The sequence below is a fragment of the Listeria tempestatis genome (assembly GCF_963575625.1).
GTDB classification, from domain to species: domain Bacteria; phylum Bacillota; class Bacilli; order Lactobacillales; family Listeriaceae; genus Listeria; species Listeria tempestatis.
On the sequence record NZ_CAUYTK010000005.1, the window covers coordinates 71,724 to 94,583 of the forward strand.

Annotated in this window: 18 protein-coding genes; 3 read left to right on the top strand and 15 right to left on the bottom strand. The window is 36.9% G+C overall.

The annotated features are described in order from the left end of the window. Positions 1-335: 335 nt before the first annotated feature. Both R8923_RS08595 and R8923_RS08600 read right to left on the bottom strand, forming a co-directional pair. Positions 336-2,978 carry an MSCRAMM family protein gene (locus R8923_RS08595; RefSeq protein WP_485872368.1) on the bottom strand — a complete coding sequence of 881 codons (2,643 nt, stop codon included), beginning with the start codon at positions 2,976-2,978 and terminating at the stop codon, positions 336-338. 217 nt (positions 2,979-3,195) lie between these two features. Next, complete coding sequence (locus R8923_RS08600; protein ID WP_485872369.1) at positions 3,196-3,906, bottom strand: EAL domain-containing protein; 711 nt, start codon at positions 3,904-3,906, stop codon at positions 3,196-3,198. Between the two features lie 181 nt (positions 3,907-4,087). Here R8923_RS08600 and R8923_RS08605 point away from each other — a divergent pair, with 181 nt between their 5' ends. Both R8923_RS08605 and R8923_RS08610 read left to right on the top strand, forming a co-directional pair. Next, positions 4,088-5,602, top strand: a complete 1,515-nt coding sequence (locus R8923_RS08605) for a helix-turn-helix domain-containing protein (protein ID WP_485872370.1) — start codon at positions 4,088-4,090, stop codon at positions 5,600-5,602. 309 nt (positions 5,603-5,911) lie between these two features. Continuing rightward, positions 5,912-8,191 (top strand): 5'-nucleotidase C-terminal domain-containing protein, encoded by a 2,280-nt coding sequence (locus R8923_RS08610; protein ID WP_485872371.1) that lies wholly within the window; start codon positions 5,912-5,914, stop codon positions 8,189-8,191. Between the two features lie 52 nt (positions 8,192-8,243). On the opposite strand, the gene ytvA is transcribed toward R8923_RS08610, so the two are convergent. The 4 genes from ytvA to murQ all read right to left on the bottom strand — a co-directional run bounded on the left by ytvA (position 8,244) and on the right by murQ (position 12,050). Beyond that, complete coding sequence (gene ytvA / locus R8923_RS08615; RefSeq protein WP_485872372.1) at positions 8,244-9,023, bottom strand: YtvA family blue-light photoreceptor; 780 nt, start codon at positions 9,021-9,023, stop codon at positions 8,244-8,246. Between the two features lie 73 nt (positions 9,024-9,096). Beyond that, positions 9,097-9,582: a tetratricopeptide repeat protein gene (locus R8923_RS08620; protein ID WP_485872373.1), complete on the bottom strand. Its 486-nt coding sequence runs from the start codon at positions 9,580-9,582 to the stop codon at positions 9,097-9,099. 122 nt (positions 9,583-9,704) lie between these two features. Continuing rightward, complete coding sequence (locus R8923_RS08625) at positions 9,705-11,153, bottom strand: PTS transporter subunit EIIC (RefSeq protein ID WP_485872374.1); 1,449 nt, start codon at positions 11,151-11,153, stop codon at positions 9,705-9,707. Between the two features lie 12 nt (positions 11,154-11,165). Beyond that, on the bottom strand, positions 11,166-12,050 hold the full coding sequence (gene murQ, locus R8923_RS08630; RefSeq protein ID WP_485872375.1) for an N-acetylmuramic acid 6-phosphate etherase: 885 nt from the start codon (positions 12,048-12,050) through the stop codon (positions 11,166-11,168). Between the two features lie 134 nt (positions 12,051-12,184). Between murQ and R8923_RS08635 the strand changes: the two genes are divergently transcribed. Next, complete coding sequence (locus tag R8923_RS08635) at positions 12,185-13,243, top strand: MupG family TIM beta-alpha barrel fold protein (protein WP_485872376.1); 1,059 nt, start codon at positions 12,185-12,187, stop codon at positions 13,241-13,243. A 56-nt stretch (positions 13,244-13,299) separates the two neighbouring features. On the opposite strand, the gene R8923_RS08640 is transcribed toward R8923_RS08635, so the two are convergent. The 9 genes from R8923_RS08640 to R8923_RS08680 all read right to left on the bottom strand — a co-directional run bounded on the left by R8923_RS08640 (position 13,300) and on the right by R8923_RS08680 (position 22,843). Further along, positions 13,300-13,776: a hypothetical protein gene (locus R8923_RS08640; protein ID WP_485872377.1), complete on the bottom strand. Its 477-nt coding sequence runs from the start codon at positions 13,774-13,776 to the stop codon at positions 13,300-13,302. A gap of 48 nt (positions 13,777-13,824) precedes the next feature. Beyond that, positions 13,825-14,499, bottom strand: a complete 675-nt coding sequence (locus tag R8923_RS08645) for a Crp/Fnr family transcriptional regulator (protein ID WP_485872378.1) — start codon at positions 14,497-14,499, stop codon at positions 13,825-13,827. Positions 14,500-14,704: 205 nt separating this feature from the next. Further along, on the bottom strand, positions 14,705-15,892 hold the full coding sequence (locus R8923_RS08650; protein ID WP_485872379.1) for an ABC transporter permease: 1,188 nt from the start codon (positions 15,890-15,892) through the stop codon (positions 14,705-14,707). After that, positions 15,886-16,527 (bottom strand): ABC transporter ATP-binding protein, encoded by a 642-nt coding sequence (locus tag R8923_RS08655; RefSeq protein ID WP_485872431.1) that lies wholly within the window; start codon positions 16,525-16,527, stop codon positions 15,886-15,888. The genes R8923_RS08650 and R8923_RS08655 overlap by 7 nt, the downstream gene beginning before the upstream one ends. Before the next feature lie 58 nt (positions 16,528-16,585). Then, positions 16,586-17,254: an efflux RND transporter periplasmic adaptor subunit gene (locus tag R8923_RS08660; protein ID WP_485872380.1), complete on the bottom strand. Its 669-nt coding sequence runs from the start codon at positions 17,252-17,254 to the stop codon at positions 16,586-16,588. Continuing rightward, positions 17,251-19,011, bottom strand: coding sequence for an ABC transporter ATP-binding protein (locus R8923_RS08665; protein WP_485872381.1), 1,761 nt, complete (start codon positions 19,009-19,011; stop codon positions 17,251-17,253). The genes R8923_RS08660 and R8923_RS08665 overlap by 4 nt, the downstream gene beginning before the upstream one ends. A gap of 1,007 nt (positions 19,012-20,018) precedes the next feature. Continuing rightward, positions 20,019-20,966: an ABC transporter ATP-binding protein gene (locus tag R8923_RS08670; RefSeq protein ID WP_485872382.1), complete on the bottom strand. Its 948-nt coding sequence runs from the start codon at positions 20,964-20,966 to the stop codon at positions 20,019-20,021. Between the two features lie 15 nt (positions 20,967-20,981). Next, complete coding sequence (locus R8923_RS08675; RefSeq protein ID WP_485872383.1) at positions 20,982-21,791, bottom strand: ABC transporter permease; 810 nt, start codon at positions 21,789-21,791, stop codon at positions 20,982-20,984. After that, on the bottom strand, positions 21,788-22,843 hold the full coding sequence (locus R8923_RS08680; protein ID WP_485872384.1) for a hypothetical protein: 1,056 nt from the start codon (positions 22,841-22,843) through the stop codon (positions 21,788-21,790). The genes R8923_RS08675 and R8923_RS08680 overlap by 4 nt, the downstream gene beginning before the upstream one ends. Positions 22,844-22,860: the final 17 nt, after the last annotated feature.

Below are 22,860 nucleotides of genomic sequence, written 5' to 3' on the forward strand. Positions count from 1 at the left end.
AAAAGGAGCAAAAAAATGACTTTTATTAACCCTTGGATGAGCGATTCATTTATAAAATTCAGTTCACTCTACCTAACCAACCAGAACGTCTTTTCACTCAAACAATTATAGAAAAAGATTTGTTTGATGAAGAAACCATAACCAAAAGGTGGTTTCATGTATTTCCTGAAACCCATGTCGAGAATGTCTCTTTCACAAACGAAGCAATGGAAATGAATGAGCGGAAGTTCGGAGCACTTATCAACAAGAAATAAGCCCTCTCCTCTTTGTATAAAATTAGAAAAGAGAAATTCAAAATAAAAGAACAGTGAGTCTGAAAAAGACTCACTGTTCTTTTATGCACGTTTTTCCTTAGCAATTCTGAAAGCTGCGATAATTAAAATTGCTCCAAGAATAACTGAAAGACCAATAAAATCTCCCGTACTAGGAAGTTTATTATTATCATTACCGCCTGACCCATCCGGTTTTCCTGGTTTAGAAGGCTCTGGCTCTGTAATGCTTGAATCTTTTTCATTGTACTTAGCTAATTCAACGACAGTCTCATAATTACTTTCTGTAATCTCAAAATTGACCGGCTCATCATTTAGAATATACCCATCCTTCGCTTTCGTCTCAATAAATGAATATTTACCTAGCGTAAGATTTTCTACTTGGATTTTTCCGTCATCATCCGTAATAAGATCATTCATGACAACTTTTCCATCTGCATCTACTAATTTAAAATGTGTGTTACTTAATGCTCCTTTCGTTTCCTTATCAAGCTTTTCAAGTTGGACAGTTCCTAACATCTCATCATTCAGCTTAACAAGTTCTATAGTCACATCATAGTTGTCTTTCGTGATTTCAAACTCCACTGGCTCGGTGTTTAAAATATACCCATCTTTTGCTTTGGTCTCAATAAATGAATATTTTCCTAGTTTTAGATTTTCAACAGAAATTTGACCAAGTTCATCGGTAACTAGATTCTCTCCTTGCTCATCAACCAGATTAAAGCTTACACCACTCAATTCTTGTTTATTCTTACTATCTTTTTTAGTTAATTGAACAGAACCAAGCATTTCTTTGTTGTCAATCGTAATCTCAACTGTCTCACTTTTTTCGTTACTAATGGTCACCTTATGTGTGGAATTATCTAACAAATAGTTATCGGGTGCTTTTGTTTCTGTTAATTCATAATCCCCAGGTAACAAGTTTTCAAATAAATATTCTCCATTTTTATCAGTTGTACCAGTATATATCTCTCCACTTTCAGACTCCAGTTTAAATTCTGCACCTTCTAGTTTTTCACCCGTTGCCTCATCCTGCTTAATTACCTTCTGTGCTCCTCTTATTAATTTATTTTCCATCTGTAATTCTATTGGAGTAATACTATTATTTGTCACTTCAAAATGGATAGGCGTACTATCTAGTTCGTAACCTTCTGGCGCTTTAGTCTCAATTAGATAGTAGTTTCCTGGCAACAAATCAAGAAAAATTACTTCTCCCATTTCATCTGTTATACCTGTCTTAATAAGTTGGTCATCACTATTAAATAAGCTAAACTCTGCTCCTGCAAGAGGGTTTCCAGTCTCTCCTACTTTCTTTAAAATGACCGTGCCATCAATTTTCTTTGTTGTTACTGTATTTGAATTGTAATTAATGCCATTTAGATTAATTTGCCCTGTATTAGACACACTATCGCCTGGATTTAACGCCGAAGTATTAACTTCGAAACTTACACTTTGACGTTCACCAATTGGTATATCTTCTTTCAAAGTTAGTGTTAAGAGATTATCTTGCTCTGTAATTTCAAACATATTACTATTTTCTGTAATTCCAACATATACTAAACGATCATCTAATTTATCCGTAAACGTTTGTCCTGCTTTGATTGTTCCTGTTATAGAAGCAAGCGTCAATGTATAGATAAGCTTTGTATCATTTTTAGTCACAATCGTTTTATCTACCGATTTATTTAAAACTTTATTAAAATTATCATTGCCATTAAGTCTTGCTAAAACAGTATCTGATTTTGTAACCTCATCACTAGTAAGTGTTGCCGTATTCTTATAAATATCTAAATTCTCTATGACATTCACTTTATATTCGATTAAATACGAGTCTTCCATACCAATATGATCAAATGTGACATTTAATTCTTGAGTATCCGCATTAAATAAAATATTATCTTTAAATTGACTCGTCACGTAGGTTCTTGAACCATCTTCACTAACTTTAATAATTCTAATCCCATCTACATTTGACGAATCAGCAGCATTAACACCATCGGTCAATCGCGGATTTGGATCCACCTGCAAACCTTGAGGAATCGTATCATTCACCGTAACATTATTTAATTCGGCAGTCTGAAAAGGGTTCACCGCTAAATGATACGTGTTATAACGCGATTGTGTTGTATTAAGCAACCCCACACCATTCGAATCGACAGAGCCTTTCCACCATTTTTCAAACGGAGAAGGTTCACCGCCTTCACTTGGTTTAATGGAAACCGTCTTAGAAATCTCTTGGCCATTATACTCTACTTTAAAAGTTTGCTCCGGGTTAATCGTCGTATCTGGTCTCATCAAAGGGGCTTGAAAAACAATATTAAATGAAGCAGACCATGCACCATTTTCACTAAATTCCGGGTTAGGTCTAACATAAACTATCATATAATCATCATCACTTGCCGAAGGATTTTCTAAACTAACAAATTCAAAAGCACCCTCCTCTGAATGTAAATCTTCTACATCTCCTGCTGAAAATATCTCTCTAGGTATTGATACCGCGATAAGACCATTTTCATCTACAATCGCCCCTGCATCCGCGCTTAACGTGACTTGTAAATTGACTTGTTCTTGACTGCCAATTGGGTCATTAACATCTAAAGAAATTCCTATATTTCCCGCTTCATTTTGTGCTGCAATCCCAGTCCCTGAAAGGAAAGTTGAAAACATAACAAAACATGCAATCACTGCCATTGCTATTCTCTTACTCAAATTATTCATCTCCTTTGTGTAGTTTAACTTTCAATAAATACAAATCCTATAAATCAATAGAATCAATGTTATTTTATTAAAGTTTCACTACAATTAGGAGCCAAGATTCCGTTTTTTAAAAGATGGAATTTGGTTTCTCAAGCAGAATGAATCATATAAAAAAGATTTTAGCAGTGCTAAAATCTCAGTCAATATAAAAATTTGAAGATTTCGATTTTTATGAAACACATTCGTGAAGATTAGCCGGTTTATCAAGAAAATAACCTTGTTGCAAGTTTAATCCGATGTTTTGAAATTCTTTTGACACGCTAAATTCTTCAATATTTTCTAATATTAATTCCTTTTTGTTTTGTTTGGCAAAATTTTGCCATGCCTCCACAAATAATTTAATTGTAGATAATGTAAGGTCGCGTACCGAAAACTTAAATCCATCAACAACTGGTATATAATAAGTTGCACGCTCAAGGCTATTAATACCGCAACTAACATCATCCAGAAAAATCTTATAGCCCATAGATTTTAAAGAGGCAATTTTACCGTATAAATAAGCATTAATTTCTTGCAGTGTAAGGTGATATTTATGCTCGGGCACAATGATTAAGTCTTCTGTTATTTCAATCGTTATATTACTAGAATATTTACGTAATCGTTCTAGCATTTGCAAAGTTTCAATATAAAAAAGTTGTGTAGAATTGATATTTATGGAAATTGGGGCAAAATTTAAATTTTTCATTGCTTTTTCAATTTCATTTTGAAACCACTCCACAAAAAATGAATATCTCGTTTCCATGAATTCCTGTTGAAAAATCATTTCTGGAAACTCCCATCTTCCTTTTTCAGACTTTCTTAGAAGCAGCTCATACATGATAATTTCATCTTTTTCTATATCATGGATTTTTTGTGCGAATAAACTATAATTTTTAAACATATCTCTGCCCTCTTTTCTACTCGTCGATAAAGTTCATTTTACAAGCTTTACGCTTAAAGCGTAATCAAATTTCCAATTTTTAAACCATGCTTTTTGCAAAATTTCCATCAAAATCAGAAAATAGATTTCATCCTCACTAATTTTGGGTAAACTAATTGTATGGAGGAGGAATGATTAATTTATGAAAATTGGCATTGAAATATTCGACCAGACTGTGGAAAATGAGTTAGCGATTTTAAAAATTCTTCGAAGTGAAAATCGCTGGTTTACCACGGAAGAAATTAGCAATATTTCGAATATTAATAATACACAAACACTAAAACTTCTTAAGAAACTGATTAGTGATATGAACGATTTTGGCACAGAGTCTATGGAAGTCTTTTTTTCAAAAGGGAGAGGGGCCAAATTTGTTACTAAACAACCTGATGCAAATCCTCGAAAATTTCTAATCTTTTTAGTTGAAGAAACTATTGGTTTTAATTTATTTACGGCAATTTACAATGAAGATTACACCTCAGCGTCAAGCTTTGCTATGGAACACTTTGTTAGTGATGCAACGGTCCGGCGTCAGCTTAATAAGTTTAGAACTTCCATACAGCCTCTTGGACTTGACCTAATGCGAAGTGATGCAGTGTTAACTGGGGAAGAGACGCAAGTTAGATTATTTTTAAACATGGCTTTATGGAAAATTTATGCTGGCGATGGCTGGCCTTTTGAGAACGTAAATGAAAAACGTATGCAATACATAGCAGACAATATTCTCGCTAGTTCAGGCATATCACTTACCCCCATTCAAAAAAGGCAACTTGTTTATTTGCTTGCCATTAGCATTATTCGAAGAAGAAACAATCATTTCATTGATTTCAAGGAATCTTGGCATGAATTAATTCAAGATAATGAAAGTTATTCTCGTTTCGAAACATTAATATCTCCTTTCGCTTCATTTAGCGAGACTCATCCAAGTGAAATTGCATTTTTATTTTTCTTGCTCATCATTCAAAGCGAAAACATCCAAATTATTAATTTTCTCGAGGAAAATTTTGAAGCGAATAAAAAGAATAATACGATTGTTTATAGGGCAACTGAAAAACTTCAGGAAAAGTTACAAAAATATATTACCCCTGTTCCAAAAGAACTTCACAAGTTATTTTTATTAAATGCTTTCTCCTATCACCTTTTCGCACACATCTTCCATGATTTTTCAACAGACATAAACGGCTATGACTATTCTATTATTATTGATTCACCATTCGGAAATCCTATCCTAGACCACTTAAAAAGTAATCTCCATGCCCTCATTAAAGAACTTCAAGCAGAAACAAAGCTTGAGATTTTTCAAGAAGAAAATTATTTAACTTCAAAATATGGTTTATTGCTTAGCCTTCTAAATGCCCAAACTTCTTTTGAGCCCATAATTAAAATAAAAATTTCCACGGATTTACCATTCCTCGTTAATTTACGCTTAAAAGAGAGGATTTTAAATGTATTTAAAGATAGCTACAATATTGAGTTTCTTACTGCGTCAGACAGTAATCACGGTGATATTTTATTAACTAATATCACACTTCCTCGAGATGGTCCTGAGTATAAGCAAGTTCGAATCGTTTTTATAAACCGTATCCTAACGCTTAGAAACATCATTATGCTCAACCAAAATCTATATGAACTCTCACAAGAAAAAAATAAAGACAATTAAATTTCTCAAGGAGAAACACTCAAAGTTTACACAAAATAAATCGTTTCACACAAAAATCAGACGAATGACAAATGGTGAGATTTTAAGCAAAGCCGAGTACCAGAGCGGAGAGTACTTAAGTACGTGTACACCAGAACGGAGGGCTGAGCGACGAAGATTGCTGTTTGTCATCCGTCTTAGTTCTTTTTTTAAATAATTAACATAAATAACACATTTTACGGTTGTTGGTTTTATTTTGCTTTGATAAAATGAATTTGAGCGCTCATTTAGTTAGCGCTTACAAATCGCCTTGTGCGGAAAAGGGAGAGTATGATTGTGAAAAAAATGATAAAAAAAGTATCACACGTTTTACTCGCAGCAGGCTTAACACTTAGTTTTAGTTTACCGGTCGCATTAACAAATGCTAGCGCCGCAGAAACGACTGTGCCTATTCAACTTCTTGGCATAAATGATTTTCACGGAGCGCTGAATACAACCTCAAAAGATGTAAACGGGGCAGCAATTGGGGGGGCGGATTATCTTTCTGCCAACTTGGATAAGGCGGAAGCTAGTTTTATCTCGGATAATCCTAGTGCGACATCTGCCAATTCACTACGCGTACAAGCTGGCGACATGGTAGGTGCTAGCCCAGCCGTTTCTGGCTTGCTTCAAGACGAGCCGACAATGAAAGTTTTAAATGAGATGAATTTCAAAATTGGCACGCTTGGTAATCATGAATTTGACGAAGGCCTTCCGGAATACAAGCGCATACTAGATGGTGTTTCCACTGATAAATTTGGACCAATTGTTGAAAGTTACCCGCGCGTCAAAAGTGACATGCAAATTGTTGCCGCAAACGTGGTTAACAAAGGAACCGACACAGTCGCAGAAGGATTTAAACCCTATGTGGTTGAAGAAATTGGTGGTGTAAAAGTTGGTTTCATTGGCATTGTCACAACCGAAATCCCTAATCTTGTTTTGGCTAACTACATAAAAGACTACGACTTCCTAAACGAAGCTGACACGGTTGTGAAATATTCTAAAGTGCTTCGCGACCAAGGTGTAAACGCGATTGTTGTGCTTTCTCATGTTCCTGCATTAACGTCAGGAAATCCAACAAATCAAGCTGATCAAACCGTTTCAGGCGATGCTCAGGCGATGATGGAAGCGGTGAACCAAAAAGATCAAAACAACTCCGTCGACATCGTTCTTGCAGGGCATAATCATCAATATACAAACGGGATTGTTGGGAAAACACGCATCGTACAAAGCTATAACAACGGCAAGGCCTTTTCAAATATAACAGGTGAACTTGATCCAGCGACGGGCGATTTTGTAAGCACACCCAATGCAAAAATCGAATACAATTATCGCACAGGTACGCCTGACGCGACCATAACGGCGATTACACAAGATGCCGCTGACCGAATTGCCTCCACCATCACCGAACCAATTGGACATACCGCAAGCGGAACCATTTCCCGCGAAACCAATTTGGAGGGCGCAGCAATTGATACAAAAGAATCTGCACTCGGCAACTTAATTACCGATGCCCAGCGCTACATGGCGAAAAAAGCCGGAGTAAACGCCGATTTTGCGATGACAAATAACGGCGGCATTCGAGCCGACCTTATTACAACAGATAATAATGAAATCACATGGGGCGCGGCCCAGGCCGTTCAACCGTTTGGAAATATTCTACAAGTCGTCAAACTTAACGGCGCTACAATCCTTGAAGCACTCAACCAACAATACGGCAATGGCGAAAAATATTTTCTTCAGATTTCTGGCTTAAAATATACGTATACGGATAATGATGACCTGGACCAAGCTTACCGTGTCGTGAGCGCCACAACAGACGACGGGACACCACTTGACCCAAACAAAGAATACACCGTCATCATTAACGACTTCCTTTACGGCGGTGGAGACGGGTTTCAAGCGTTTACAAAGGGTCAGCTTGTTTCAGCGATTGATCCCGACACCGAAACATTTATCAACTATATTAAAGATCAAACGGCCAGAGGAAAAATCATTACTGCCGAAAAAGAAGGCCGCAAGACGTACAAAACAGCAGCGCAACTTGAGGAAAATGCCATTTCTGCTATAAAAGAAGCAACAAAATTCGATTCTCTAGTAGAAAATGATAAAATTTTTTCAGGTGTAACGCTTCCGGGGGCGACCATCTCCGTCCAAAAAAGCGGTAGCACAAACCTCCGTGCGACAAGCGATTTAACGGCTACGGCGGATACATCTGGCGCCTTCCAAATTGATGTGTCATCACTCGGCCTTAAAGCAGGTGATACGCTCTCCGTAGTAGTGACAGACACAAACGGCTACAGCACACCGTTTAACGTAACCGTAGCTGCAAGTGAAACAGATCCAGAAGTAACACCCACGCCTGAAAATCCAAGCCCAGATGGAACCAGCCCAACTGTAACCCCTAATCCCGAAAATTCATCGGGTGAAAAAGCCGCTAGTCCAACTGGAGAAAGCGCGGCGAGTAAATCTGAAAAACTGCCATCCACTGGTGACCTTGTCGGAATTGCATCACTTATCGGCTTAATTCTAACCGGCACTTCCATTTATGTACTACGCCGCAAACTATAAATTATCCATTTATAACAAAAAGAGTCTGGGATTTGTGGTCCCAGACTCTTTCTTATTTCACTTCAAATTGTAATTCGCGTAGCGCCTGATAGACTGTGGCGTAGAATTTCACTTCCTTGCGCCAAGCTTGATTGGCGGACCATTCTTGCACCAACTCCGGATTAAGTCCCGTTACAATTACTTGGATACCTAAAAGTTGCAATTGTTTGCAGAAAGCGTGAATCGCCTGAATGAAGCCTTCATAGCCTTTTTGTGTGCCCGTAAAATCAAACAAAAGCGTTTCAACTTCTTTATCGTACAGCCATTGACTGCTTTTTTCACATAATAATTCAAAACTAGCTGCCTCGACATAACCGCTCACTGGGAGAATCGCAATTTGCTTGCTCAATAAAATGGTTGGTGGTTTTAATAGTTCAATTATTTCTTCGCGACGTTTGACTTCCTCACGCAAACGAACAATATCCGTGACATCTTTTTGGGTCCCAAAATAATACAAGTGCTCATCTTCATCCCAAATAGGCTGAATTGTTAATTCATTATAAAAGGGTTCCCCGTTCTTCTTATAATTTTTTAAAATCTCAGTGACACTTACTTTATTTTTAATAGCTTCAGAAACTCGTTTCAGAGCCTCTGGATTTGTATCCTCACCTTGTAAATAAGCCCCATTTTTCCCGATTATCTCTTCTTTCGAATATCCCGTCAACTTTTCAAAAGACTGATTTACAAATACAAATGGTGTCCCAGAAATTTGAGGATCAGCTATAATAACGGACGACGGGGATAGGCGCAAAGCTTTATACATAATACTAGCAGGAATTGGATAGTCTTTCATTAGTAAAAGCCCCCTTCTCTACTTACTTTAACTTATTTTTTAGCAAAAGAAAACTTTTATAGTTAAAAAATTATCATTTCCAAACTTTATCTAGTTTATCAGCATAAAAAGTAATTGCTTTTTTATAGGCAATAACGGATTCATCGCTCGAACTTTCAGCCACTGTACGAAGCAAAATTTCCATACTTTCAGAATGTCGGTTTAAATTATATAGCACCATAGCATAAAAAACATCAAGTGCGAGGTTATTTGGAAATTGCCGCCTAGCTTTTTGGATGATCTCTTCCGCAACATCATATTTCCCTATCGCGCGATATGTACTGCCTAAACCTAAATAAGCCTCGGCTAAATCTGTTCCACCCAAGCCATTTCGAATCGCTTTTTCGTAATAAACAATTGCCTCACTTTCTTTTTCTAAACAATCAAAGCTCCAAGCAACATGATATAAAACATATGGATTTTCCGGATCAACTTCTAGCAGCTTTAGCAGCAATTGATTGGATTTCTCCAAATCACCATTTTCTCTACTAGATAATGCCTCTTCTAGCAATTTGTTCATAGCCCCCGCCCTTTCTTCCCGTAAGCCAAACTATATAAAGCTACCTTACCTTATTTTTAAGTAAAAGTGAATAAATAAAATCAAAAAAACTTGCGCCCAACTTGAACGCAAGTTTCTTATTTTTATTCTTCTACTGCTTCCATTGCATCTTTTGGTGTTCCAAAGAAGTAAGTTAAAATGAAACCACCAATATACGCTGAAAGAAGTCCGATACAATACGCTAACCACATATTGTTAGAAATTAGCGGAATGAGCGCTACACCAGATGGACCAATTGCGATGGCACCAACGTTTCCAAAGGCACCAATTACGGCACCGCCGATACCGCCTCCTAGACAGGCTGTAATGAACGGGCGTCCAAGTGGTACGGTTACCCCGTAAATAAGGGGTTCGCCAATACCTAAAATCCCTACTGGTAATCCCCCTTTAATCATCGTAACAAGAGGTTTATTTTTCCGGCAACGAATCCAAAGTGCGATAGATGCACCTACTTGGCCGCCACCTGCCATCGCAAGAATTGGAAGTAGTAATGTTGCACCTGTTTGAGCAATCATTTCAACATGAATCGGCGTCAATACTTGGTGAAGCCCTAGCATAACCATTGGTAAGAACAAGGTTCCAAGCACGAATCCAGCGAAGACGCCACCGACTTCAATTGTCCAATTGATAGCGGATACTAATCCTTCTGAAATTAGTCCAGCAATTGGCATGATGACAAATATTGTTATAAGACCGATAACGAGTAAAACGATTGTTGGGGTTACAATAATATCAATTGCATTTGGAATAACTTTACGCAATGCTTTTTCAAGTACACACATAAGCCAAACAGCAAATAGAACACCAATAATACCACCTTGTCCAGCTAAAACGGGGTCTCCTGTGAAAATGTTTGTAATTACATGACCTTCTCCGAGTCCCATAAGCATTGTCACACCTGCAATTCCTCCCCCTAGAACGGGAGTACCGCCAAATTCGCTCGCTGTGTTTATCCCTACATAAATAGATAAGAAAAAGAAAATACCTTTATTAATTACAGTTAAAATATCAACATACTGTGTCCATGTGCCAGCATCTAAGTTCCCAGCGACGATGTTATTTGCAAGAATTGCAGCAAGTCCGGCAATAAGTCCGGCTCCAACAAATCCTGGAATTAGCGGTACAAAAATGTTTGAAATCGATTTCAATAAACGTTTAAAACCAGAGGAATTATTTTGTTTCGCTTTCATACCTGCTTTTGTTGCAGCCGCTTTTTCCTCTACTAGTTCTTTGCCAGATTTTTTTGCGCCATCTAAGTTTTCATTAATGACTTCGCCAATTTTGACGCCAGCATCTTCAGCCATCGCTGCAGCTACTTTATTAACAACACCTGGCCCAACAATAATTTGAATTGTTTCGTCTTCTACAACCCCTAAAACGCCAGGGATTTTTTTCAAGCCTTCGAGATTTACTTTTTCTGGATTTCTAATGCCTAGGCGAACACGCGTCATACAATGCGCGATACGCGATACATTATCCATGCCACCTACATTTTCAAAAATCTTTTTACCAATTTCTGCTTCTTTAGACATCTGATTCACTCCCTAAATTGTTTTTCTTACAAAACCATTTGAAGCTACGAGTTTTTCTTCTGCATCTTCTTTGGTTGAATTTGTGAGAAGCATGACGATTGCCGTTTTCACATGTTTATCTGCTTCTAAGTAAACTTTGCTTGCTTTTTCATAAGTGCATTCTGTTGCTTCCACAATGATACGTTTTGCGCGTTCTTCTAATTTTTCGTTCGTTGGCTTCACATCAACCATTAAGTTGCCATATACTTTGCCAATACCAACCATCGCAGCCGTTGAAATCATATTCAGAATCAGCTTTTGAGCCGTTCCAGCCTTAAGCCGTGTTGATCCTGTCAAAACTTCTGCACCCGGCACGACCTCTACTTCAATATCAGCATGCTTTGAAATCGCTGCGTCTTGATTACACGAAATCGCAGCAGTAACAGCACCGACACTACGCGCATAATCGAGTCCACCAATTACATATGGCGTTCTTCCGCTTGCAGCAATCCCGACAACAATATCATTTTTCGTCAGGCTAATCGCCTTTAAATCGTCCGCGCCAAGTTGGATAGAGTCCTCAGCACCTTCTACAGCTTCGACAAACGCCTTTTCTCCGCCAGCAATTAGACCCACCACCTGCTCTTTTGGCACGCCAAACGTTGGAACACATTCTACCGCATCCAGTACACCTAAGCGTCCGCTCGTTCCTGCACCCATGTAAATGAGGCGTCCACCATGATTAAAACTATTAATGGTACCCCTTACAATTTTCGCAATCGCTGGTAAAGCTGGTTTAATACTCGCTGCCACTTTACTATCCTCTTCATTCATGATCGCTAAAATTTCATTTACATCAAGCTCATCTAAATTGAGCGTTTTTTCATTTCGTTTTTCTGTAGACAAATTTTCTAACATAGTATCACTCCTCACAAATTGATTATAATCGTTTTGAAACAAAATTTCAATACTTTATTTTATTTTTAAAACATTAATTTGAAATTTTGTTTCAAACAAAGTATACTAAACGTAAGAGAATGGAGGTAAAAATAATGTTAGGAATTAGTATTTATTTACAAGACACCGAAAATATAACAGAATTTGTTACAAAAGCACATGCGAATGGCTTTAAAACGATTTTTAGTTCGCTCCATATCCCCGAGGAAAGCCAAGTTGATTACCGCGCACGTTTAAATGAACTTGGCGGACTTGCACGCAAACATAAAATGAAGCTTATTTTAGATATTTCTGAAAACGCTTTACTTAAAATTGGTCTGCAATTTGATACTGCTGAACAAATTTGCGATTTTGGCGTTACTGGTTTACGCATAGATTACGGAATTGGCGCTAAAAACATTGCCATCATGTCGCATAAAATCGCCATTTATCTAAACGCCAGCACCATCGATCAAGTGCTTTTAGACACTTTAAACGCACACGGTGCCAATATGAAACAAATCGAAGCATTCCACAATTATTATCCAAAGCCTGAAACTGGTCTTAGCGATGCTTTTTTCCAAAAGAAAAATACGTTTTTGAAGAAAAATGGTATGCGCCTATCCGCTTTCGTGCCCGGTGACGCGGCGAGTCGCCAACCGCTTTTCGAAGGCTTGCCGACGCTTGAAAAGCACCGCTACAAGCCCCCTTATGCGTCTACGCTTGAGTTATTTTCACTTGGCATTGACGATGTCTATGTGGGCGATCCGGCGCTTGATGTTGCCCATCTTGATTTTTGGCGCGAGCTTTCGGAGCATCAAACGGTATCACTTCTTGGAAAAATAGATGAAAGCATTCCTGTTGAAATTGCCGCGCATTTAGAGCATGGCGACCAAAACCGGATGGATGAGGCACGCGATTTGATTCGTCTTGAAAACAGCCGCATCCACCTTTCCAATTTAGCCCCTAAACCTCAAAATACGTGCACAAGAAAACGCGGCTCCATCACAATGGACAATCAGAATTATGGTCGTTATGCGGGTGAAATTGATATCACCAAATCTGATTTACCAGAAAATGATAAAATTAATGTTATCGGTCAAATTGATGAACGTTACCATGATTGTTTACCCTTTATAGCTGGTGGTCAAAAAGTGAAATTACGATTGAAATAGTAAAACCCCTATAGCTTTGCTATAGGGGTTTTATAAAAAGACTAGATTAAACGTATTTATTCTTTTGAAAAATCATACGTAACTTTCCCATCGAGTATGGTTAACATGGTGTTATTTTCATTTTCTGGATCCGCCAGCCTTATCGTATATCCTTTTGCTAAATTCGTTTCAATTTGCTTCGACAACAATTCAAAGGCTTTAATTAATTTTTTCCATTTTTTATCAGATGGATTTTCTTTAATTGCGTTTAGCGATTCTTTCAATTTATCATTTGTCATGAGTACAGTAAATTGTTTGTCTTGATACTGGATATCAGCACCATCTCGCAAGCCTTCTTTTAGCATTTGTTTAATTTGCTCTACTTTTTCATCGTTTTGTTCCTCTGAATTATTCTCCGTTATACTTTCTTTTTTCATTGTCTGCTCCTCATCTTTAATTGGCTTTTTGGAAGTAGTCTGTTCTCCGCAGCCAGTAATTAGAGTCACGCTCACTAAAGCAAGTGTGATTAATCCATTTCGCAATTTTTTCGTCATATATCTCTCCTATACTGCAGTCCTTATGATTAGCATCTCCGACTATCCTTACTCTGATGAGGCTACAAGCGGCAAATCATTTGAGTATTTTTCCAATTTATCTATATTTAAGACTGTCCATGGCTTGCTTGAAAAATTAATGGCGCCTTCTTCCGCAAGCTCATTCAATGCCTTCGATACGATTTTTCTAGAGCAGCAACAACATGATGCGATAAAGTCCATCGAGAAGAACCTTGGAAGTTCTTTTGTATGATCTACCGTCCAGTCCATCTTGTCACTTACCATTTTAATAAATCGCGCCACTCTTTCTTTCGGACGAAGTTGAAATTGAACTTCAAACATATCAATTTCTGCTCTAAATTGCTCTAGTAGGAGGAAAAATAGATGTGACAGTAAATTGTCTTGATCTAACATGTCAAAAACTTCATCTATATCTAAAACAATTAAAGTGGCTTCAGTCAATGCCTCAACAATAAAATTCTCTTTTGCATTATAAAAATGACCAACCCAAACAGCATTTTTAAAGGAAATTTTCTTCATCTCTTTATTATCCATATAATTAATTTGAAAATAACCAGATTTTTGAATGTACATTTTATTTTCCTTAAATTTAATCCGCTGATATTTCTTTATATATCTTATCGTGTGGGGGCACTTATTTAAAATATAGTCAATAATTACATTATCTTCTTCCAGTAAGTCTTGTAGTTCAAAAAATTTCATCTCATGTCACTCCTCATTACAAAGAATATCCCTCCCTGCAAATAATCATATCGAATAATTTAGTGACCTTGACCCTAATTTTCGGAGTAAAAAACACAAAAATTTTACGTTTATTCACAATTTCAGTAATAAATATTCACAATTGACTACTGCAGTATCTTTGTTAGTACTAAAACAGGTTTATCTTTCTATAATTGTTTCCCATTCACATAGATGCAAGTGCTTCAACTGGTTTACATTTTGCAGCTTTATTGGCTGGAGAAATGCCAAAAACCACCCCAATGACAAGTGCAAAAATGAACGCAAAGCTAATGACACCCATACTAATTCCAGATGGCACATCAGCAATCGCGCCAAACAATAACGCGCAGGAACTCCCGATTAAGATTCCAATAAGCCCACCTGTCACACTAATCACCGCTGACTCAATCAGAAATTGGATTAATATTGTGCTACGCTTTGCACCTAGAGCCTTACGGATTCCAATTTCCTTTGTCCTTTCCTGAACTGAAACGAGCATGATGTTCATGATGCCAATACCACCTACAACAAGCGAAATAGCAGCGATTGCACCTAATGTATTCGTAAGTAGTGTGTTTATCGTAGTAAATGTGTCCAAAATTTCCTTTTGGTTCACAATTTGGAAAATGGGGCTATCACTATTTTTAGTTTCGTCTTTAAATTTAAGCGATAGTCGACTCTTTAAAATGCTAATCACAAAATTCACTTTTTCTGCAGAATCCGCTTCAAAGTAAAGCGTATTGATTGTTTGCTTTTTAAGTAGCCGTTCTGCTGACGAAATCGGTATAATAATCTTTTTATCTGTTGACCCTAGTAGTGACTCGCCACTTTTTTTAGTAACACCTACAACACGATAATTAAAACCATTTATTTTAATTGTTTGATTAATTGGATCAGCAAATCCAAATATTTCAGAAGCAATGTCATGACCAATGACAGCGATTTTTTGATTACTATCAATATCTATAGAAGAAAGAAATCTTCCTTTTGCAAGCTTAACGCTATGAACTTGCTGAAATTGTTCATTTGTTCCAACAATGCTAAAAGTTTTTCCACCTTGGTTCGTTAGCACATTAGCACTACCATCAATTTCAGGCGAAATATGGGAAACACCATCAATATTTTTGTATTCTGAAACATCCTTTAAATCTAGCTGATTCGTTTTGCTTGTGGAATTATTGTAAACTGTAATCAAATTTGAACCTAAATCGCCTAATTGTTGATTGACTCCGTAGGTAACACTCTTTCCAAGCGAAACAAGCAAAATGATGGATGCTACACCAATAATGATACCTAACATGGTGAGGAAAGAACGCATCTTTCTAGCAAAAATTTGTTTTAAAGCCATTTGCAAGCTTTGAAAAATCAACATACGTTTACCTCCTGTATGAGCTTGCCATCCTGCATTTTTAGGGTTCTCGTCCCTTGATTTGCAATCTCCTTATCATGCGTAATCATAATGATTGTTCGACCTTCTTGATTAATCGTTTGAAGCATCTTTAACACTTCCCACCCGTTCTTCGAGTCTAGGGAACCAGTTGGCTCATCGGCAAGTAAAATAGCAGGCGACCCTACTAAAGCTCTTGCAATCGCTACACGTTGCTGTTGCCCACCAGATAATTGATTAGGCAAATGATGGAATTTATCTTCTAAACCGACTTGTGAAATATAATGCTTTGCTTGCGCGATACGCTCAGATCGACCGACTCCTCGGTATATCAAAGGAAGTTCAACATTTTCTAAAACGGATAAATTTGTAAGTAAGTTGAATTGCTGGAAAATAAAGCCAAGTTGCTTATTTCGCACTGTCGCTAATTTATTGTCCGACATACCTAGCAGTTTCTCCCCTGATAAATAATAATCGCCACTATCAGGTAGATCTAAGCAGCCAATAATATTAAGGAGCGTTGATTTCCCGGAACCCGACTGCCCCGTAATGGTCAAAAACTCGCCACTTTTGACACTAAAAGTAATATCATCTAAAACTTGTAGCGTCTCATTTCCCATTTGATAAGACTTAGAAATATGTTTTAAATCAATTAACACAACAATTTCTCCCTTCTGCTTACTCAGCACTTGAAGACGTTGAAGGTAACAATATTTCTTCGCCTTTTTGCAAGCCTTTCTTAACTTCAATAATATTATCGTTACGGATACCTGTTTCGATAACTTGCTTCACTTTTTTCGTTTGATTCTCTTTATCTTTTTTCGATACTAAAACATAATACTTGCCAGCACTATTCTTTTGCACCGCCTCAATTGGGATATTTAGAACATGTTCTTTTTTGTTCACAAGAATAGAAGCCGACACCGTCATCCCCGCCTTTAATTTAGCAGCGTCTTTTAACGTAACCATTACCGTAAAAACAGCAACATTATTTTCGACAGTCCCTTTTTCCGAAATCGATTCAACTGTGCCTTTAAATGTTTGATCCGGGAAAGCTGTAACATCAATCGTTACCTCCTGCCCTTCTCTCACTTCCGCAATATCCATTTCATCAATTTGTAAATTCAATTCCAAATCACTATAATCTGGGTATTGTTCGTTTTTAGGCACAATTGTCCCCGTTCCATTTGCATTTACTTCTACCGTACTTTCCTTCACTTTTGTTGTTACATTATTTTCTTTGGCTAAATCGGTTGCATTATTCCCGCTTAAAGAAACACCAATTATCAGTACGACGATAATAATTACAACAATAATTCCTAGTGTCCAAAATAATTTCTTTTTCATGCCTTCTCCTCGTCTACTTCGTCATTAATAAAACGCGACTGAATAAATGAAGCATATAATTCATGACTTTCAATCAGCTCGTCATGCGTGCCCTGCCCAGTTACCCGTCCTTTATCTACAAAAATAATTTTATTCGAGTGCTTAATTGTATCGATGCGATGCGCGATGACAAAAATTGTTTTACGTTTCATCAATTGAAGTAGTGACTTCTGCACATATTGCTCCGTTCTCACATCTAGACTTGCTGTAGCTTCATCTAAAAGTAAAATTTGAGCTTTACTTAAAAATGCTCGCGCAATAGTTATCCGTTGTTTTTGACCACCAGAAAGTTTTACGCCATGTTCTCCAACTTCAGCATCTAATTTTTCGGGTAATGCCTCAACAAAACTATCCGCATATGCAAGTTTGAGTGCCTGCCATAAATCATCGTCTGTGACTTGATGTTTTAAGCCATAAACTAAGTTTTCCCGAATTGTTCCCGAAAGAAGTAAATTATCTTGTAAAACATAGCTGAACTGGGAGCGCCAGGATTCTAGCGAAATGTGCTTCATCGAATGTTCCCCAATAAAAATATTCCCCTCAGTTGGGTGATAAAATCGCTCAAGAAGCGAGAAGATTGTCGATTTACCAGCACCACTTGGGCCAACAAACGCAATCATTTCACCCGGTTTACTTTCAAAAGAAACATCATCAATAACTTTATGTTCATCGTCGTAAGAGAAAGATAAATTTTTGGCAAAAATACTCTTATTTGAGAATGAAACATTATCCCCTAATGTTAAGTTTTCAGATGTTTCATTTAAAATCTCATAAATCCGCTCTGTAGCTCCTTTTGCTTTTTGAAGCTGGGAGAAGAACGTAACAAATGAAGTGATTGGTGATAAAAGTTGAAAAACATATATTAAGAAGGCGATTAATGTCCCAATAGTCAGTGTTCCAGCATTGACACGAATACCACCATAAATAATGATTCCGATTAAAATACCCATAACGACAAATACGGTTATCGGGCTAATAATCGCATTAATTTTGGCTTCTCGATTACCAAAATGAAATAGTTTCATAAGGTCATTATGTCCATTTTTAACTTCTAAATTTTCAGAAGTAGTTGCCTTCACTAGACGAACATTACTTACAACCTGCGAAATTTTCGAACTAAATGCTGCCGTTTCTGCTTGCAAGCCTTTTGAAATAGCAAATAATTTTTTCCCTAAAGGGGCTACAAATAAAATAAGAATCGGAATAGCAATAAATAAAATAACTGTTAATTTTGCATCCATAACAAGTAAGATGATGATGGTACCCGTTAATGTAATCGTGCCATTAATAATTTGTGGAAACTGATCAGATACTAATGTCTTGATTAACCCCGTGTCATTAATCATTCGACTAACAAATTCACCAGAGTTTGTATTATCAAAAAAACGAATTGGTAAATAAAGAATTTTGTTCCATAACTTATCTCTTATCGCAAGAACTAATTTCAAACCGATTAAATTAAGCATATAGATGGCGAAACCACTTAATACTACTTGGGCAGCAAATAAAATAAGCAAGTAAAAAACAATGCTATAATCGAAATCCTTACCCATGAAACCATCAATAAAATTTTTGGCAAAAAGTGGTACAAATAATGAAACAACTGTCGATATCACAGAAAAGACAATCGCAACTGCGAACAGCGGCTTTGAAACTGTCTTTTGTGAAATTAAGCTTCCAAATTTTTTCCAGCTGTAATTACTTTCTTGACTTTTCATTTTTCCCTCCCTGTTAAATAACTGTATACAAAATTCATTGTATACAGTTTCTTCGAGTTTAATATTTAAAAGTGCAATTTCGAGTAAAAAATTATAGTAAAATATTGATTAACGCAATTAGAGTTGATTTAATACCAGCCACTCCTAAGCCAATCCAAGCAATAAAAAACGATAGCATATATTATTTCTCCCTTTTGATTAATGAAAGAGATAAGCACATAATTATGTACTTATCTCTCCGCTAGAATTAAACTAAAATATTCCAGATGCCTTCGATAGCATATTTAATTCCTGTAACAGCTAGTCCAACCCATGCAACAAATCCTGAAATGAATCCCATGTTTTTTTCACCTCCTTCAAAGTTCTTTCTCTTTTTTAAATTATGAGTTCATGTCAGCAAATTTTTTCAAATATGCTAAAACTTCTTGCAACATTTGTAACCAAAGCATGTGTGCTCACCTCCTGTACATTAACATTCTATACTGCCCTGCACTGTAAATCTGTAGAAGGAAGGTGAACAATTTTACGTTTTTTAGATACAAAAACCAAAAAAAATGCTTGACATTGTACCTTTTTTGTATTACTGGAACAAACTATCAATATAGTTTAAAACATCCACTTTAAATTGCTGAATTGCTTTAATAAGATCTAAAAAGAATTGCATGTTGTTTCACCTCCTTTTTTAAATTTCCACTCCTTTTAAAAAAGGAATGCAATAAGTTCTTTAAGTACAGACCAATTTAGCTCTCCGTTTTCAAAAAGCTTCGTGCTAGTTAGCCATTCCCAAATACTTCCCATTTTGCCCCTCCTTTCCACTACCTCTTCAATTGTAGAAAAAATCTCACTAAAATACTGTAAAGATTTTATGAAAACTTTCACATTTTTTGTTCCATTATCCCCATTTTTTTATTTGCTTCTTTTGGGATAAAAAAAACGATAGAACCAAAATTGGTTCTATCGCTAAATGGCAAATGTTTTGAGCATCTGAGTAAAACTAAGCACAGACTTCAACCAGTTAAAATTTTCCATGCACTTCCTACTAAAATGAGGAACAACACACTAAAAATAGTAATATTCTGCCAGATTTTCGTCGTTACTTGTCTATCATGTTTCGAAGTGATGTGCCGCTTTTGACTTTCCATCATCGCTTGTTGCTCTTTTTGGCGTTCAGTTTGCGTTTTTTTATTGAAATGGTGAATAAATTTACTGTATTCTAAGCAAGTTTCCTCACTTTCGCCAAACATTTTCAGCTCTCCATAATGTAGCCAGGCTACTCGGTCAGAGATTTCCTTCACTTGACTGATGGCATGACTTACGAAAAAAATTGTCTTTCCTTCTTCTTTAAAACGGTCAATTTCTTTTAAGCATTTTTGATAAAAAGTTTGATCTCCAACTGACAATGCTTCATCAATGATTAATATCTCTGGATTTGTTTGAATGGCAATAGCAAAGCCTAATTTGGCTCGCATGCCACTAGAGTATTGCTTTAAAGGACGGTGAATAAAATCATGGAGCTCCGCAAATTCAATAATCTTTCGAATCCGTCTTCTAATTTCAAATTGTTTGAAATCCATCAAAAGCAACTTTAATTGAATATTTTCAATGCCAGTTAAATTGGGCTTAAGCCCCGAATTGATGGCTAGCAGGGAGACAGCCCCGTTACGCCTAATTTGACCATTTGTTGGAGCTAGATGGCCGGCTATTAGGCTCGCTAATGTTGATTTCCCAGATCCATTCAACCCAATTAAGCCAATGCATTCCCCTTTTTTAATTTCAAGAGAGATTTTTTCTAATGCTTGAAAATAGTAGGCACCTTCGTTTTTGGAAAAAGGGCGCATGAAGTGATACCATTTTTTTTGATCTAGTAAAAATAACTTGTCCACATCGTCTACTTGTACTGCGACATCTGTTGGAAAGTAATGACGGCTATTTTTATGTCTTCGTTTCTTACGCATAGCGACCTCCTTTTACTACATGTACTCGACAAAGTTAGCGCGGTATTTATTTGTGATGTAAATGCCCGTAAGCAAAATAATTAGTACGAATGAAAAAAAGTACACTGCTCGAAAGGGCTCATCAAAAAACCAGCCTCTTGAAAGGAGTGCGTCACGAAAACCTTCGATAATATAAACAAATGGATTTAGCGTTAGTACTTTAGTAAAAAAGGAATCAGGATGCGCGGCTACGTTAACGACGGCACCTGAAATAAAAAATAATAAGCGCATTGCTGACGTGATGAAAAGTTGTAAATCACGAAAAATGACGGTAATTGCGGAAGTTAGTACGGCAAGCGCAAGTAAAAATAATAACATACAAAAAAAATAATAGATGAGTTGCAACCATTCGAGCGTTGGCAAGAAACCTTGACTTATAAAAAGAAGTAAAAAGAGAGTTTGCATGACAAAAAATCCATTTAACCCTTTTACAACTGCAATTGTTGGTAAAATTTCGACCGGAAAATGCGTTTTGGCAATTAAATTTAAGTTTCTTGTAATTGATCCGGCCCCTGCAACAATACTCGCACTCATGTAAAACCAAGGAATAAGGCCTGTTAGCATCCAATAAATATAAGGAATATCAGAATGTATAACAGTTTGCCCATTTAAGCGAATCCCAAAAACAAGGTAGTAGATGATAATTTGAATCGCAGGACTTAAAAATTCCCAAAGTAAGCCAAATACGTGATTTTGGTGGTTCGCTTTCTGGTCAAAGCGGGCGATAAGAATAATTTTGTCTAAATTTGAAACTTGAGTTTTCCCCCAAGATAATAAAGGTCTCAATTTTTTTCCTCTTTCCTCATAACGATTTCCTGAACTTTCTTGAGTAGAAACGGGGTGAAGTAAATGCCCGTATCACTGTGTTTTTCATACTGCCCAATGTCAAGCGTGTAAGGAACTGCCTTCTCATCTAATTTCTTAAGTAGCGGTTTAAGATGTTCAGGATAATGGAAATCGCCCTTCCCCACATGGAAATGCAACTCTGGAAAAGATTGAACTTTGAGCGCTTGATTTAAAATGAGCCCATTCCAAAAGCGTTTTCCAAAAACTGGGTCAGCTCCGAGGAAACGGTTGAACCTTTCCTGCATGGATTCAGAAGTCGCACGCTGCTCCAAATATTTGGCGATATAAACTTGCGGGGCACCAATTACAGCTTTTCCAAAATGATATTTAAAGCTATAGTAAAGTGCTGCAGCGCCGCCCTTGCTTGAACCTGTCGCGATAATATTTTCAGCGGGTATTTGGTACTTATTTGCGATTGTCGTAATAAGCGCCACAACACTTCTTTCAAATTCTTGTTCACCACCAAAACCGACATAGTAACAAAATTGATTTTGAAAAGAGTCTAAAATAAACAATTTATGTGTCAGAACGGGCTCGAGTGTGCGCATATGGTTATAAACGGGTGGGCCACCTTGGAACTCAGTTGAATAGAGACCTGAAAAAGAAAGCACGAGATGGCGCGCATCGTGATTGCCAGCTTGAAATAGATATTTAACAGGATGATCACTAAAGAAAACCTTTTCTGCCGCAAGCGTTGTTTCAATCTGCTTTTTATGCAAGACATCAATCCACAAAACATTTGATAACTGATTAAAAACGACTGTACCGTTTTCCCGAACGAACAAGCGAACTTGATAAGAGCCACTATATATTGGTTTAAAAGTAAGTTTTCCTTGCCGTTTAAACGTTTCGTACCAAACCCGGTCTATGACTTGCCCGTCTTGATAAATGTAATAGGCAAACTCATAATACTTTTTTGTTTTTTGCGTTGTTTCAAACGCCAGCTGTAATTTGCCTTGTTGATAGTTTAGTTCGTACATCTTGATTTCCAATTGCCAAACACCCGCCT

What these genes read in the sequence shown, in the direction of transcription:
- R8923_RS08600 (WP_485872369.1), bottom strand. Translation starts at nt 3,906, where the DNA reads ATGTTTAAAAATTATAGTTTATTCGCACAAAAAATCCATGATATAGAA.
- R8923_RS08605 (WP_485872370.1), top strand. Translation starts at nt 4,088, where the DNA reads ATGAAAATTGGCATTGAAATATTCGACCAGACTGTGGAAAATGAGTTA.
- R8923_RS08610 (WP_485872371.1), top strand. Translation starts at nt 5,912, where the DNA reads ATGATTGTGAAAAAAATGATAAAAAAAGTATCACACGTTTTACTCGCA.
- ytvA (WP_485872372.1), bottom strand. Translation starts at nt 9,023, where the DNA reads ATGAAAGACTATCCAATTCCTGCTAGTATTATGTATAAAGCTTTGCGC.
- R8923_RS08620 (WP_485872373.1), bottom strand. Translation starts at nt 9,582, where the DNA reads ATGAACAAATTGCTAGAAGAGGCATTATCTAGTAGAGAAAATGGTGAT.
- R8923_RS08625 (WP_485872374.1), bottom strand. Translation starts at nt 11,153, where the DNA reads ATGTCTAAAGAAGCAGAAATTGGTAAAAAGATTTTTGAAAATGTAGGT.
- murQ (WP_485872375.1), bottom strand. Translation starts at nt 12,050, where the DNA reads ATGTTAGAAAATTTGTCTACAGAAAAACGAAATGAAAAAACGCTCAAT.
- R8923_RS08635 (WP_485872376.1), top strand. Translation starts at nt 12,185, where the DNA reads ATGTTAGGAATTAGTATTTATTTACAAGACACCGAAAATATAACAGAA.
- R8923_RS08640 (WP_485872377.1), bottom strand. Translation starts at nt 13,776, where the DNA reads ATGACGAAAAAATTGCGAAATGGATTAATCACACTTGCTTTAGTGAGC.
- R8923_RS08645 (WP_485872378.1), bottom strand. Translation starts at nt 14,499, where the DNA reads ATGAAATTTTTTGAACTACAAGACTTACTGGAAGAAGATAATGTAATT.
- R8923_RS08650 (WP_485872379.1), bottom strand. Translation starts at nt 15,892, where the DNA reads ATGTTGATTTTTCAAAGCTTGCAAATGGCTTTAAAACAAATTTTTGCT.
- R8923_RS08655 (WP_485872431.1), bottom strand. Translation starts at nt 16,527, where the DNA reads ATGGGAAATGAGACGCTACAAGTTTTAGATGATATTACTTTTAGTGTC.
- R8923_RS08660 (WP_485872380.1), bottom strand. Translation starts at nt 17,254, where the DNA reads ATGAAAAAGAAATTATTTTGGACACTAGGAATTATTGTTGTAATTATT.
- R8923_RS08665 (WP_485872381.1), bottom strand. Translation starts at nt 19,011, where the DNA reads ATGAAAAGTCAAGAAAGTAATTACAGCTGGAAAAAATTTGGAAGCTTA.
- R8923_RS08670 (WP_485872382.1), bottom strand. Translation starts at nt 20,966, where the DNA reads ATGCGTAAGAAACGAAGACATAAAAATAGCCGTCATTACTTTCCAACA.